This is a genomic window from Bellilinea sp. (assembly GCF_053501535.1).
The window spans coordinates 16,344-29,989 of sequence record NZ_JBRCOK010000099.1 but is presented as its reverse complement, the minus strand read 5'-3'; the positions used below and the strand labels follow the sequence as shown (position 1 = coordinate 29,989).

The 13,646-nt window shown below is 54.7% G+C and carries 13 protein-coding genes and 1 pseudogene; 7 read left to right on the top strand and 7 right to left on the bottom strand.

Going from position 1 to position 13,646, the window contains the following annotated elements; translation table 11 throughout:
- Positions 1-205 (top strand): annotated as a pseudogene (locus tag ACWIZX_RS10005) (ABC transporter permease); the annotation flags it as partial.
- A gap of 257 nt (positions 206-462) precedes the next feature.
- Here the strand turns inward: ACWIZX_RS10005 and lpdA are convergent.
- From lpdA to ACWIZX_RS09980, 5 genes are all read right to left on the bottom strand, one after another.
- Positions 463-1,860 carry a dihydrolipoyl dehydrogenase gene (gene lpdA, locus ACWIZX_RS10000; RefSeq protein ID WP_448335655.1) on the bottom strand — a complete coding sequence of 466 codons (1,398 nt, stop codon included), beginning with the start codon at positions 1,858-1,860 and terminating at the stop codon, positions 463-465.
- A gap of 135 nt (positions 1,861-1,995) precedes the next feature.
- Complete coding sequence (locus tag ACWIZX_RS09995; protein ID WP_448335654.1) at positions 1,996-3,312, bottom strand: dihydrolipoamide acetyltransferase family protein; 1,317 nt, start codon at positions 3,310-3,312, stop codon at positions 1,996-1,998.
- Between the two features lie 17 nt (positions 3,313-3,329).
- Positions 3,330-4,316: an alpha-ketoacid dehydrogenase subunit beta gene (locus tag ACWIZX_RS09990; RefSeq protein ID WP_322793709.1), complete on the bottom strand. Its 987-nt coding sequence runs from the start codon at positions 4,314-4,316 to the stop codon at positions 3,330-3,332.
- Positions 4,309-5,292, bottom strand: a complete 984-nt coding sequence (locus tag ACWIZX_RS09985) for a thiamine pyrophosphate-dependent dehydrogenase E1 component subunit alpha (RefSeq protein WP_322793708.1) — start codon at positions 5,290-5,292, stop codon at positions 4,309-4,311. The genes ACWIZX_RS09990 and ACWIZX_RS09985 overlap by 8 nt, the downstream gene beginning before the upstream one ends.
- 98 nt (positions 5,293-5,390) lie before the next feature.
- Entirely contained in the window at positions 5,391-6,737 is a 1,347-nt protein-coding gene (locus tag ACWIZX_RS09980) for an FAD-dependent oxidoreductase (RefSeq protein WP_448335653.1), read from the bottom strand.
- A gap of 263 nt (positions 6,738-7,000) precedes the next feature.
- Here ACWIZX_RS09980 and ACWIZX_RS09975 point away from each other — a divergent pair, with 263 nt between their 5' ends.
- Genes ACWIZX_RS09975 through ACWIZX_RS09950 form a run of 6 tightly spaced genes read left to right on the top strand, consistent with a single transcriptional unit; the run spans position 7,001 to position 12,423 of the window.
- On the top strand, positions 7,001-7,660 hold the full coding sequence (locus ACWIZX_RS09975; protein ID WP_322793705.1) for a hypothetical protein: 660 nt from the start codon (positions 7,001-7,003) through the stop codon (positions 7,658-7,660).
- A 16-nt stretch (positions 7,661-7,676) separates the two neighbouring features.
- On the top strand, positions 7,677-8,966 hold the full coding sequence (locus ACWIZX_RS09970) for a M16 family metallopeptidase (RefSeq protein WP_448335652.1): 1,290 nt from the start codon (positions 7,677-7,679) through the stop codon (positions 8,964-8,966).
- On the top strand, positions 8,966-10,270 hold the full coding sequence (locus ACWIZX_RS09965; protein WP_448335651.1) for a M16 family metallopeptidase: 1,305 nt from the start codon (positions 8,966-8,968) through the stop codon (positions 10,268-10,270). The genes ACWIZX_RS09970 and ACWIZX_RS09965 overlap by 1 nt, the downstream gene beginning before the upstream one ends.
- Positions 10,267-10,689, top strand: a complete 423-nt coding sequence (gene acpS, locus ACWIZX_RS09960; protein WP_322793702.1) for a holo-ACP synthase — start codon at positions 10,267-10,269, stop codon at positions 10,687-10,689. Before ACWIZX_RS09965 ends, acpS begins: the two co-directional genes overlap by 4 nt.
- Entirely contained in the window at positions 10,686-11,378 is a 693-nt protein-coding gene (locus ACWIZX_RS09955; RefSeq protein WP_322793701.1) for a metallophosphoesterase family protein, read from the top strand. Before acpS ends, ACWIZX_RS09955 begins: the two co-directional genes overlap by 4 nt.
- Entirely contained in the window at positions 11,371-12,423 is a 1,053-nt protein-coding gene (locus ACWIZX_RS09950; RefSeq protein WP_448335650.1) for a hypothetical protein, read from the top strand. The genes ACWIZX_RS09955 and ACWIZX_RS09950 overlap by 8 nt, the downstream gene beginning before the upstream one ends.
- Here the strand turns inward: ACWIZX_RS09950 and ACWIZX_RS09945 are convergent.
- Positions 12,387-12,644 (bottom strand): hypothetical protein, encoded by a 258-nt coding sequence (locus tag ACWIZX_RS09945; RefSeq protein WP_448335649.1) that lies wholly within the window; start codon positions 12,642-12,644, stop codon positions 12,387-12,389. The genes ACWIZX_RS09950 and ACWIZX_RS09945 overlap by 37 nt on opposite strands.
- Positions 12,645-12,662: 18 nt before the next feature.
- Complete coding sequence (locus ACWIZX_RS09940) at positions 12,663-13,484, bottom strand: hypothetical protein (RefSeq protein ID WP_448335648.1); 822 nt, start codon at positions 13,482-13,484, stop codon at positions 12,663-12,665.
- Positions 13,485-13,646 lie beyond the last annotated feature (162 nt).

Here is a 13,646-nt window from a genome sequence, read left to right as displayed (position 1 = left end):
GGGCTTGACGCCTTCCACCAACCCGAATGATGTTTTCATCACTTCGTGGGGCGCGCTGATGCTGGACGGGCAGGTTGCCATCAACGCTCAACCGTGGCTGATTTTGCCGCCGGCGATCTGCGTTTCGCTGGTGGTGCTGGCCTTCACCTTCCTCGGTGACGGCCTGCGCGATGCGCTCGACCCGCGCCTGCAAGGCACTCAGTAACAAGAGCGGATAACCCTGTTCAATCCCTCCCTTTTTTAACGTGGGCTCGGGATCAGAACAAACCGCAGTGAGCAGCAAAATAGACCCCCTTCCACCTCCCCCAATATCGCTTCTGCGATATTGGGGGAGGCGCAGGAGGGGGCAAAATTCTGAAATCGGATGCAAAAAGGATTTATCCCGAACTTGCGGTTCTTATTTGACCCGTGTGTGATTTTTTTCTGTTGATACAGTCCAGTCGGGAAGATCCTCCCCGCCAATTAAATGTGAATGGCATGCCCCGTAGCGGCGTGGGCTGCTTCCATGATCACTTCGCTCAAGGTAGGATGGGCATGCACATTACGGGCGATTTCCTCAATAGTCAGTTCCATGCTCTGCGCAAGGGTCAATTCGGGCAGTAACTCCGTCACCTCCGGCCCAATCATGTGCGCACCAAGGATTTCGCCGTACTTCGCATCCGTTACAATCTTGACAAAACCGGTGTAATCCCCCAAGCCCAGCGCTTTGCCGTTGGGCTGGAAGGGGAATCGCCCGATTTTGACCTCGTAACCCTCTTCTCTGGCCTGCGCTTCGGTCAGCCCAAACGAGGCCACCTGCGGCTGACAGTAAGTGGCACGCGGCATCATGCGGTAATCCAGTTTGACGGTTGGAACACCGGCAATGTTTTCGGCTGCCACAATGCCCATCGCCGAAGCGACATGCGCCAGCAGCAGTTGACCGGTCACATCGCCGATTGCCCAAATCCCCGGCACATTGGTTGCCATGCGTTCATCAATTTTGATGAAGCCGCGCTCGTTCAATGCCACTCCAACCGCTTCCAGACCCAAATCCTGCGTATTCGGCTTGAAACCAATCGCCACCAGAGCCTGTTCGGCTTCCAGCACCTTCTCGCTGCCGCCATCCGAAACCTTGACGCGCACGCCTTGATCGGTTGTTTCTACGGACTGCACCTTGTGGCTGGTCAGCATCTGAATACCGCGTTTCTGGAAGGATTTAGCCAGTTCAGCGCTGATTTCTTCATCCTCCAGCGGCACAATGCGCGGCAGCATTTCCACCAGCGTTACCTGCGTGCCGTAGGAATTCCAGATGGTGGCAAACTCCACCCCAATTGCACCCGCGCCAATGATGACCACCGATTCCGGCCGGCGGGTCTGCAAAATGGCTTCCCAGTAGGTCAGCACCTTTTCGCCGTCCGGCTGAACGCCGGGAATCATGGCAGCATGGGCACCACTCGCAACAATGATATTCTTTGCGGTGAAGGACTGGGTTTTACCTTCGGCATCGGTAACCTGCACCGTGTCGCGCGCCGTAAGGCGGGCTACTCCCATGTGAACATCAATCTTGTTCTTTTTCATCAAAAAGCCAACGCCCTGCACCAGCCGCTTGGAAACTTTACGACTGCGATCCACCGCCACCGCATAGTCCAGTTGGAGATTATCAAAGGAAAAGCCGAATTCAGCCGTACGCTCGCGGAGAATGTGCGCCAGCTCGGCATTGCGCAGTAGCGATTTGGAAGGAATACAGCCGACATTCAGACACACCCCGCCCAAAAATTCTTTTTCAACCACGGCGGTTTTCATGCCCAACTGGGCAGCGCGGATGGCTGCCACATACCCGCCCGGCCCGGCACCAATTACGATTACATCATAGTCACTCATCGTTCCATCCTCGACATTCCAGATTTTGGTTGGGGCTGTCCTGTTCAGCCCCGTTTTGACCTTGACTCAATTCTACCCGCTTGTGCGAAAATTCGGGGTTGGGTGTAGCATAAATCGCACATTTGCCAGCCCGGATCATCCGCTCCAGTTTTGCAGGGTTTCAACCACTTTGGCCAGAAAACCGTCTGCCAAAGCGCCGTCTAAGATTCGATGATCAAAGGTAAAGGAAAGATACACCATCGGACGCACGGCAATGGCATCCCCTTCCACCACTACTGCCCGTTTTTGAATGGCACCCACCCCTAAAATTCCGCATTGCGGCTGGTTGATGATGGGTGTGGCGAACAGCGAACCGCTGATGCCGTGATTGGTGATCGAAAAAGTGCCGCCTTTGACCTCATCCGGCAGCAGGCGATGCGCCCGCGCCCGGCTGGCAAGGTCATTGATCGCCCGCGCCAAACCCAACAGCGAAAGCCCGTCTGCGCGGCGGATGACCGGTACGATCAGACCCTCTTCTCCGAGCGAAACCGCAATACCCAGATTGATCTCGGAATGCAGCAGCAAACCTTCCTCACTCCATGAGGAATTGACCTGCGGGTAGGCTTTGAGGGCGGCAATTGTCGCGGCTGCAAAGTAGGCCGTATAGGTCAGGTTGACCCCGTCGCGGGCGAACACGGCCTTGTTCGCCTCACGGTGCGCCACCACCTGCTTCAGGTCGGCTTCCATGACGGTGGTCACGTGGGCCGCCGTGCGTTTGCTGAACACCATATGTTCGGCAATGTTCTTGCGGATTTTGGTATGCGGAATCAGGCGGCTGCCGGTTGATGTTCCAACCGGTGGCTGCGGCGCGGCTGGTGGTTTGGCTTCCACAGCCGGTTGACCGGCCGGGAACATCAATTCGGTTGGACGGAATAAATCTCCCTCCCCCGGCGTCTCCCAGATGGCCGGCTGTTCCGATTCGGGCTGTTTTTCGCGCTGTTCAAGGTAAGCCAGCACATCCTTTTTGGTGATGCGCCCGCCCTGCCCCGTGCCTTTGATCTGACTCAGGTCAACCTGATATTCCTGCGCCAGGCGCGCCACCACCGGCGAGATGAATCCCAGGTCCTGGTCGCGGCCTGGTGCGGGCACGGCCACAGACGGCACAGGTTGAGTCTCTCCCGGCTTTTCTGCGGCGGGCAGGCGGCCGGCTCCTCCTTCATCCGGGATGCTTTCTCCCGGTTCGCCAATCCAGGCAATCACCGTACCGGCTTTGACCGTTTCGCCCTCCGGCACCACAATCTTCAGTAAAGTACCCGCCGCCGGGCTGGGAATCTCCGAATCGACCTTATCGGTATTCACTTCCAGCAGCGATTCAAATTCCTCGACTGTTTCGCCTTCTTCCTTCAACCAGCGGGTGACAGTCCCTTCGACAACCGACTCACCCAGCTGAGGCATGATCACTTTGGTAGCCATGGCTCCTCCTTACACACCTAAAAAGCCGCCAGTTCGCGGATGGCCTGCAGAATTTTCTGCGGATTTGGCATGAACCACTCCTGCATCGGGTGGCTGAAAGGCACCGCCGGTACATCCGGGCCGCACAGGCGGCGCACCGGCGCATCCAGATCGCTAAAGGCGGCTTCGGCAATGGTCGCCGCAATTTCGGCTCCGTAACCGCCGGTGAGATTATCCTCATGCACAATTAACGCCTTGCCGGTTTTGCGCACCGATGCCAGAATCGCCTGGCGGTCAACCGGGTAAAGGGTACGCAGGTCAACCACCTCCACATCAATGCCTTCCTCGGCGGCTTTTTGGGCGGCCTGTAAGGCGTAGTAGTGCATCATGCCGTAGGCAAACAGGCTCAGGTCACTGCCCTGCCGGCTGACCCTGGCCGGGCCGATGGACACCAGAATTTCCTCTCCATCCGGCACCTCGCCGCGAATCAGACGGTAACCCTTCTTGGGTTCCAGAAAGATGACCGGGTTCGGATCGCGCACCGCCGATTTGAGCAATCCTTTGGCATCGTAGGGATTGGAAGGTATCACCACCTTCAAACCCGGCACATGCGCAAAGAAGGCTTCTACACTTTGAGAATGATACAGCCCGCCGCCAATGCCGCCGCCATATGGCGCGCGGATGACCATCGGCACCGTCCATTCGCCGTTCGAACGGTAGCACATTTTGGCCGCTTCGCTGACGATTTGATTGAAAGCCGGGTAAATGAAATCGGCAAATTGAATCTCGCAAATCGGGCGCATACCATACAGGGCTGCCCCAATCCCAACGCCGACAATGGAAAGCTCTGCCAGCGGCGAGTCGATCACCCGTTCCTCGCCATATTTTTCAAACAGGCCAACCGTGGCGCGAAAGACCCCGCCGCGCTTGCCAACATCCTCACCAACGATGAAGACGCGTTCATCGCGCGCCATTTCCTCATCCATCGCCTGTCGAATGGCTTCCACAAGAGTAATTTCAGGCATGGCGCACCTCCTCGGCATACACCGGGTAGGCCGCCTCTTCTGCAGCGGGGTAGGGCGCCTGCTCGGCGTATTGCACCGCTTCATCCACAATCTTTTTGGCGCGGCTTTCCATCTCCTCCAGCCGGGCAGCGTTCAACAGGCCTTCTTTTTCCAGAATACGCCGGTTGACCAGCAGCGGATCGCGTTTTTTATGTTCCTCAACTTCTTCCCGCGAACGGTAGGTGCGGTCATCGTCATCGGAAGAATGCGGGGTGATGCGGTACATTTTGGCTTCGATCAGGGTAGGGCCTTTGCCGCTGCGCGCCAGTTCAACCGCTTCCACAAAAGCCTGATGAACGGCAAACCCATCGGTTCCATCCACAGCCACGCCGCGCAAACCCAGCCCGCAGGCGCGGTCAGCCGCGCTGGGTACCGCCATTTGCTTTTCCACCGGCACCGAGATGGCATACTGGTTGTTTTCCACCAGAAAGACGACCGGTAGTTGATGCACCGCCGCCCAGTTGACGGCTTCATACCATTCACCTTGTGAAGTTGAACCTTCGCCCAGACTGGCCAGAACCACTTTATCTTCCCGGCGCATTTTGATTGCCAGACCGATTCCCGTGGCGTGAGAACATTGCGTGGCGACCACCGCCGAGTGGCTGACGACGTTGGCCCGCTTCAAACTCCAATGGCTGGGCATCTGCCGTCCGCCGGAACTGGGTTCTTCGCGCTTGCCCATCAGGCTCATCATGAATTCGCGCGGTTCGTAACCCAGGCACAACAGCAACGCCAGATCGCGGTAATACGGGGCTACCCAGTCATAGCCGCGCCGCAGGGCAAAGGCAGCCCCAACCTGGGCCGCCTCCTGCCCGATACCTGAGATATGAAAGGCAATTTTTCCCTGGCGGTGCAGCACCCAGGCGCGTTCATCCAACCGGCGGGCGAGCAGCATCATCCAGTACATTTCCAGACGAGTTTCCTCACTTAAGGTCATTCTGCTTTTCCTCCTTTGGCAAAATAAAACGGACGGGGAGAATACGCTGATTGATTTTCACACCCGCCCGTTACAACCCATTTCACGGCGACCTCCACTCAGGATACCGCCTTAAGCAAACCCATTACTTCCAGCATCTCTTGATTGGAGGCAAATTTGAAATCCTCCGCCCCCAGTTCATGCATTTTTGCCTGTTCGGCGGCTTCCAGCAATTTGAGCGCCTCCCGCGTCACGACCGGGTGCGGCAGGCTGGTCAGCGCTTCCTGTACTTTGGATAAAACATCCGGCCGGGCAGGCGGCAAATTGGCTAAATACTGGAAAACCGCCCGCGCCCCGTTCACACCGTCTTTGCGCGCCACACCCACCAACCCGCTGGAGGCTTTCCGCGACCAGCCCGCCACAAAAACGCCCTCGATGGGCTCGTTCTTTTCACTGTCATAGGCTTCGTAGGACTCGCCCTCGATGGGAAAGCGCGGATTGGGATTTTTATCAAAGGCAAAATTGTGCACCGGCAATCCCAAATTTTCATCCACCCGGTCGCCAATCGCAAAGATGACCGTATCCACATCGAAAATGTGGAATTGCCCCAGCCCGCGCGCTTTGACCTCTCCATCCTCCAGCACCAGGTGGGTATCCTCGATCTCCAGCCCACCCACTCGTCCTTTGCCGTCATCCAGAATGCGGCGCGGCGAGGAAAGGAAGCGGATCCAGAAGAGGGTGTGACTCTGCATCCACACCCCGCGGGCAGCAGCCGCGTGAATGAACTCTTTGGCAACTTCAGGATGCTGCCCCAAAGCACGCATCTCTTTGGCTACGCGGTCAATCTCGCGGTCGAATACCGCCAGATCCAGGTTTGCGACCACTGCCTCCAATTCTTTTCGGTCAAACTTGATCTCTGCCGGGCCGCGGCGGGCAAACGCCACCACCTCATCCACCTTTCGCACCGAAATCAAATAGCGGGCAATGTCCATCATCACATTGCCCACCCCGATAATTGCCACCCGTTTGCCAATTTCCAGCTCCTGCTGGCTGAATGGCGGCAATTTGTTGTAATGGTAAACCACATCCTTGGCGTGATAAACCCCCCGTAAATGTTCACCGGGCAGCCCCAGCCACTTCGTCCCCTGTGCGCCAGCAGCCACCAGAATGGCCTGAAATCCCATTCCTTGCAAGTCCTCCAGACTTAAATCCCCCTGCCGGCCAATCAGCACGTTGCCGTAATATTCCACATTGGGCATCTCTAAAATTTGCCGGAATTGGGCGCGCAATCCGGTCTTCATTTTGATCTTATCCGGGTATATGCCGTATTCTGCCAGCCCCCCGGGCTTGATATCCCGGTTGAACAGCACAACCTGCACTCCCTGACTTGCCAGTTCTCGAGCGGCAAACAACCCCGCCGGTCCTGCACCCACAATTGCCACAATGTGGCGGTCAGATTGCTCCATGAGTCATACCCCGGTGGACGAAGATGACGAACTGAAATTAATTATACCCCGTTTTATCCGCTTCTTTTTTGCGCCTGTGCTATATTGGTATACAAACGTGAGTCTGGCACAAGGTCAGCCCTAGCATCGTAGTCCAACCGACCCCCACCTGCACCTCCCCCAAAACCGACAAAGCGGTTTTAGGGGAGGCAGGAGGGGGCCAAGAATGCTCAATCCAATTCGGAAATGAATTTTCCCAAACTGACGTTATATAAAGTGAAGCGATGGAACCAGAAATCACCAACCCCTCTCAGCCCCCTGCTCCTCTGCGACAGATGATACGCCTGAACCGGTTACTGCCCCCATTCTGGACGATTACCGGCATTCTTTCCCTTATTGTGAACGTTATCCTCATCGCCGTTATGATCGGTCTGGGCAGTCAGCTGTTTACCCTCAAGCGCATCCTCTCCGATCAGTTGATTGAAGGGCTGTATCAAAATTTTGTGCGCATGGATGAAGCCCACATCCGCACCACCATCCCGGTGCGCGATCAAAAAGTGCGCGCCAATTTCACGCTCCACATCAAAACACCAACCACCGTCACCCTTGCCGAAGACACCCTGCTTGCCAACGCACAGGTGCTGCGCTTGAATACCGGTGGATTGACCATCTACAACGCCCCGGCCGACATCGTTCTCAAAGCCGGCACCGACCTGCCCATCTTTCTGGATTTGGAGGTGCCGGTAGATCAGGAAATACCGGTTAATCTGGATGTGGTTGTAGATATTCCGCTGCGGGAAACCGACCTGCACGAACCCTTTACCGGTTTGCAGGAAGTGGTGCTGCCGTACCGTGAACTGTTGAAGCAAACCCCCAATTCGTGGTCTGAAGCACTGTGCGGAACCCCGCCGCTGCCGCTTTGCCTGTGGTTATTTGGAGAATAGTCGAGCGACCCTTCCCATGGCTGAAGACATCCTGCGCGCCCAACTCCCCAACGGTCTGACCGTACAATTGAAAGAAATCCATACCGCCCCGTTGATCAGTCATTGGGTATGGTACCGGGTCGGCTCGCGCTATGAACAAAACGGCAAACGCGGAATTTCCCACTGGGTGGAGCACATGCAATTCAAAGGCACACCGCGTTTTCCGCCCGGTACGCCGGATAAAGCCATTGCCCGTACCGGCGGCAGCTGGAACGCCTTTACCCACATGGACTGGACTACCTACTTTGAAACCCTGCCCGCCGATCATCTGGCGCTCGCGCTGGAACTCGAATCGGACCGCATGATCAACAGCCTGTTCGACCCGCAGGAAGTGGAAGCGGAACGGACGGTCATCCTTTCGGAACTGGCCGGCAACCTGAATGAACCGCTCTTCCTGCTCAGCGATGCCGTGCAAAAAGCCTCGTTTGAACAACATCCTTACCGCAATGAAGTCATCGGAACCCCTGAAGACCTGCAAAACATCCAGCGCGATGAGCTTTACGAGCATTACCGGCGCTACTACCACCCTGCCAACGCACTGATCGCCATCGCCGGCGATTTCGATGCCCAGGAGACCCTTCGGCAGATCGAAGACTGGTATGGGGCTATCCCGGCTGGCAAACCGGCTGAAAACCCAACCACACCCGAACCTCCCGTTCCCGAAGAGCGGCATCTGGCGGTCAGCGGCCCCGGCGAAACGGTTTACCTGCAAATTGCCTACCGCTCTCCTGCCGCCGTGGATGCGGACTTTTTCTCCATGACGGTTCTGGATTCGCTGCTGGCAGGCCCCACCAGTTTGAATATGTTTGGCGGCGGCGGAATTTCCAACAAGACCAGCCGTTTGTACCGCGCCTTGATCGAAAAAGAACTGGCTGTGGGTGTTTCGGGGGGAATGCAGGCAACCTGCGACCCCTTCCTGTATGATTTGACCATCACCCTGCGTCCCGACAGCAATCCCGATGAAGTGCTGGCCGCAATAGATGATGAAATCAAGCGCCTGCAAGATACGCCTGTTTCCCCGCAGGAAATTCAACGCGCCATTAAACAGGCGCGGGCAATGTTTGCTTACGGCAGTGAAAACATCACCAATCAGGCCTTCTGGCTGGGCTTTGCCGAAATGTTCGCCGAATACACCTGGTTCAGCGGCTATCTCACCCGCCTCGCCGAAGTAACCCCGGCCGATGTTCAGCGGGCTGCCCAGCGCTGGTTACCCCCCAACCAGCGTGTGGTGGGCATTTTTTATCCACTCAATGGAGGCCAGGTTTGATGAACGGACGCGCCTCCCCCGCTGTACTCCACACCTTGCCGGGAGCCGATGACATCCAGCGATTTGAGCTGGAAAACGGCATCACCCTCATGATGCGCTGCAATCCGTTCAGTCCATCGGTGGTGATGAGCGGTTTTCTGCCGGCCGGCAGCCAGTACGATCCGCCGGAAAAACTGGGGCTGGCCTATTTAACAGCCCTGGCATTGACGCGCGGAACCCAGCGCAGGAATTTTCAACAGATTTTCGATACGCTTGAAACCGCCGGAGCCAGTTTGGGGTTTGCCGGCAGCGTCCATACGGTCAGTTTTGGCGGACGCTGTCTGGTGGAAGACCTGCCCATGCTGTTGGAAATGCTCAGCGAGGTGCTCATCCAACCCGCCTTTCCAACCGATCAGGTGGAAAGACTGCGCGTCCAGCACCTGACCGGGCTGGCAATCCGCGCGCAGGATACCGCGGAAATGGCATCGCTGGTTTTCGATGAAGTCCTTTTTGATGGTCACCCCTACGGCAAACCGGAAGACGGTTACCCGCATACCATTCAAAACATCCAGCGTGAGGATTTGCTGGATTTTCATGATCAGTTTTACTCCCCTGCCGGAATGGTATTGGCGATTGTCGGCGGAATTGAACCGGCTCAGGTCGCCGAATGGGTACATCACTATCTTGGCTCATGGAAAACCCAAACGACGCCAGCCGGGGTGGATTATCCCAACCTGAGCCCACCAGCGCAGGACATCCGCCGGCATGTTTCCATTGAGGGCAAAAGCCAGACTGATCTGGTGATGGGCACAATCGGGCCGCGGCGCACCGACCCGGATTTCTTTCCGGCAATTCTCGGCAACAATATCCTCGGTCAGATGGGAATGATGGGACGCATTGGCGAAGTCATCCGCGAAAAACATGGACTGGCCTATTATGCGGCGGCCAATCTGGTCGCTTCGACTGCCGCCGGTTCGTGGGAGGTTTCTGCCGGCGTTGAACCGCAAAATCTGCAGCGGGCAATTGACCTGATTCGTCGCGAAATTACCCACTTTACCCGTGAACCGGTCACCGAGGTTGAACTGGCGGACAGTAAGGCCAACCTGATCGGCCGCCTGCCGCTGGCGCTGGAGTCAAATTCGGGTGTTGCCGGCGCCCTGCTCAACATTGAACGCTACGGACTGGGTCTGGACTATTACCGCCGCTATCCAACCATTATCGAAAAGGTGAGTCGTGAAGAAGTGCTGGAAACCGCCCGCCGTTACCTGAACGGCAGCGGCATGGTTATTGTCAGCGCAGGACCGGATTGGAGCAATGAGCCATGATTTTACGAACCGGCGTGGATCTGGTTGAAATTGAGCGGTTGGACACGGTCAAACCATCAATCCGCGAGCGATTCTTGAAGAGAGTATTCACCCCGGCAGAACTGGCTGAATCGGGCAACCAAACCGAATATCTGGGCGGAAGATTTGCGGTCAAGGAAGCCGTATCCAAAGCGCTCGGCACGGGTATCGGTTTCGTCCGCTGGCAGGATATCGAATGTCTGGATGGTCAGCGCGGCGAACCCGTCCTTTACTTGCACGGAAATGCTGCTAAAATTGCTAAGTACCTGGGTTTGGAGCAATGGTCGGTCAGCATCAGCCATACCCGCACACATGCCGTTGCGATTGCCGTTGCTTTGGGAAGCAGCCATGAACGTCCCTTTCCCGAACGGGAGCGGGATGCAGATGCCGGTTTGGAATGAACATCCTTGCGGTCAGTGATATTGAACTGGGATTTATCTACAACGTTCAAATTGGACAGCGTTTCAAGAACGTTGATTTAGTCATCAGTTGCGGCGATCTGCCGTATTACTACCTGGAATTCATCGTCAGTGTGCTGGACCGCCCGCTCTATTATGTGCGCGGCAATCACGCCAGCAAAGTGGAAATCACTACCGCCGGCGAACGGAGTTCGCCATGGGGGGCAATTGATCTGCACCGCCGCGCCGTCCGCTCCCCGCAGGGAATTTTGCTGGCTGGCATCGAAGGAAGTCTGCGTTACAATTACGGCCCGCATCAATACACCCAGGCCGAAATGTGGTGGATGGTGCTGGGGCTTACTCCGGCTCTGATGCTGAATAAACTCCGTTTTGGGCGATATCTGGATATCTTCGTAACCCATGCCCCTCCTTGGGGTATTCATGATATGGATGATCTGCCCCACCGCGGAATTAAGGCTTTCAACTGGCTGATTAAGGTATTCCAGCCCACCTACCACCTGCATGGACATATCCATGTCTATCGGAATGATACCGAGATAGAAACCAAAGTTGGCAACACAACCGTCATCAATTGCTACGGTTATCGCGAAATCCAGTTTAATTTTCAACAAGTCAATCGGCCGCTGCCCGATATGCAAACCAGTCTGGGGCGGAGGATCAAATATGAGTAATTCATTCAATTCATCATTTTTTGAAAAAGTTGCCCGCGAAGACTTTGAACAAGCCCTTCGCAAGGGCTTTTGGCGTTCCGTGTTGGGTTGGTTCAACAAATCCACCAATCAATTGCTGGCTTTTGATGAAGTCCGCAAATATCTACCGGTGCGTGGACAGTACGATGTGGGTGTGCGCCAGATTCCGATTGAAAAAATCGTTGGCAGTGTAGGCCGTTATAACGATTTTGACCGCGCCTTCCTGCCCCGCCACCGCCATATCCGCTCCCGCTGGGTGAGTATTGATCTGGCCAAACTAAAGGAAATTGAACTGCCCCCGATTGAGGTGTATAAAATCGGTGAGGTGTACTTTGTCAAAGACGGTAACCATCGTGTTTCGGTAGCCCGCGAGAAAGGGCAAAAATTCATTGATGCTTACATTACCGAAATTGTGACCGATATTCCAATTGACGAAAACACCGATATCAACTGGCTGGTGCGGATGCACGAGAAATCGGAGTTTTACCAGCAAACACGCCTGCATGAATTGCGTCCTGACGCCAACATCGAGCTGACCCTGCCGGGTATGTATCCAAAGTTATTGGAGCATATTCAGGTGCACCGCTGGTACATGGGCGAAAAGCGCGGATCGGAAGTAACGTTGGAGGAAGCCGTTGCTTCGTGGTATGACGAGGTTTACTCACCCCTGGTCAAGGTGATTCATGAGCTGGGAATTTGTAAAGAATTCCCCGGGCGCACTTCAGCCGACCTGTATTTGTGGATTATCGAGCATCTGTATTACCTGCGGGAAGAATTCCGGCAGGAAATCAAATTAGAGGACGCAGCCCGCAGCTTTGCCGAAGGACACTCTCCCAATCCGGTTCGAAAATTGATCAACCTCTTTCGCAAACTGACCCGTCTGGTGGCTGAAGGTTTGGAAGAGGCCTCCGATTTGGAACTGGGGATCCTGCCGGAAGAAATGATGCTGGATGTGGATGTTGAGGAACCCAAAAAAGATGAAGTTGCCAATCAACCGGGTAAGGAAGAAAGTGACTTAACCGATTGATCCTGCACTCCGAGCCAGAAATGGTTGGGTAAGATTCGCCGGTTGGTTTTGATGATGATGCCGTTCCGCTGCAGGGTTTCTTCGCTCATCATACTGGGGTGAACGAAACATACATCCGGGCGCACTCCATATTTTTTCTCGTAATAATCTGCGGCGCGTTTAATCTTGGACGCCAGATCGGTTTTTTGATCGTTATCGAACCAAAGCATACCAATGTTCATTGTCAGTACCTCCAGGGGTTATATGGAATCGGGAAGATAAAAGTGATGCTCTCGATTTCCAACCCGAACCGCAAATTCTTTTCCATTCATCATTGAGCTGGAATTTAATTCCGGCAGGTTGCTTAAAGAAGCTGCCAATCGGGCATCTTTCATTCGACCGATGATGCGGGTTTTGAATTTTTCAACCCATTTTTTCTCTTCCGCCGCAGTGCGGCTATCCATCATCACAATTGGCCAGACCTCATAAAATGGTCCTTCCTGTAAAAGCCATTCAAAATTCAAGCGGACATCAAAATCCATGTAGGGAAGGGTATCAAATCCATCCAGAATCAACAGGCGGCATTCCCCTTCATTGCGTCCATGCTGACGGCTTTCTACCCGGTCTGCTTCATCTAAAATCGCCTTGGCTGCGGGATGATCGTAATTGTTGGTGAAATGGGAAAAATAAGCATTGAAATGATCGAATTCATATTTCCATTGACTGGTCCTTGCGCTGACTAGCGAAACCTGAATCTCATAAGGGGGATTGGCAAATATCAATGAATACAACAACGTTTTTACCAGGCGCATTTTGCCGGCATCCCGATCGGATACGATCAAGATCGCACCCGGGTTTGGGTCCATTAAGTCAAACAGCAACGGATTTTCATTCAGGTCAATTCCCAGCAATCCGGTGCGCAGCGGAAGTGGCAACAGTGAATTCAGATAAGCACGAAGGTTGTATTCCGGTATCCGATTACCGGAAGGATTCACACCGTTTTGCGTACTGGTTTTTGGAACATCAACCGAGATTGTTTCACTTGTCTGAACCGGTATATCCACGATAGGTAAGGAAATCATGGCACACTCCTTTACGAACTTTTTATCATTATAGAACATATATTCTATTTTGTCAATAAACCGATAAAATATTTAACCGGTGGTATTTTTTGCTATTTTGCGGTATCCTTAACACACCAGCAATTGCAGCAAATTGACATTCCACTCATCTGACAAGGAGGT

Coding starts and splice junctions, on each gene's coding strand:
- ACWIZX_RS09975 (WP_322793705.1), top strand. CDS start 7,001: ATGGAACCAGAAATCACCAACCCCTCTCAGCCCCCTGCTCCTCTGCGA.
- ACWIZX_RS09965 (WP_448335651.1), top strand. CDS start 8,966: ATGAACGGACGCGCCTCCCCCGCTGTACTCCACACCTTGCCGGGAGCC.
- ACWIZX_RS09985 (WP_322793708.1), bottom strand. CDS start 5,292: ATGACCTTAAGTGAGGAAACTCGTCTGGAAATGTACTGGATGATGCTG.
- ACWIZX_RS09970 (WP_448335652.1), top strand. CDS start 7,677: ATGGCTGAAGACATCCTGCGCGCCCAACTCCCCAACGGTCTGACCGTA.
- acpS (WP_322793702.1), top strand. CDS start 10,267: ATGATTTTACGAACCGGCGTGGATCTGGTTGAAATTGAGCGGTTGGAC.
- ACWIZX_RS09955 (WP_322793701.1), top strand. CDS start 10,686: ATGAACATCCTTGCGGTCAGTGATATTGAACTGGGATTTATCTACAAC.
- ACWIZX_RS09995 (WP_448335654.1), bottom strand. CDS start 3,312: ATGGCTACCAAAGTGATCATGCCTCAGCTGGGTGAGTCGGTTGTCGAA.
- ACWIZX_RS09990 (WP_322793709.1), bottom strand. CDS start 4,316: ATGCCTGAAATTACTCTTGTGGAAGCCATTCGACAGGCGATGGATGAG.
- ACWIZX_RS09980 (WP_448335653.1), bottom strand. CDS start 6,737: ATGGAGCAATCTGACCGCCACATTGTGGCAATTGTGGGTGCAGGACCG.
- ACWIZX_RS09945 (WP_448335649.1), bottom strand. CDS start 12,644: ATGAACATTGGTATGCTTTGGTTCGATAACGATCAAAAAACCGATCTG.
- lpdA (WP_448335655.1), bottom strand. CDS start 1,860: ATGAGTGACTATGATGTAATCGTAATTGGTGCCGGGCCGGGCGGGTAT.
- ACWIZX_RS09950 (WP_448335650.1), top strand. CDS start 11,371: ATGAGTAATTCATTCAATTCATCATTTTTTGAAAAAGTTGCCCGCGAA.
- ACWIZX_RS09940 (WP_448335648.1), bottom strand. CDS start 13,484: ATGATTTCCTTACCTATCGTGGATATACCGGTTCAGACAAGTGAAACA.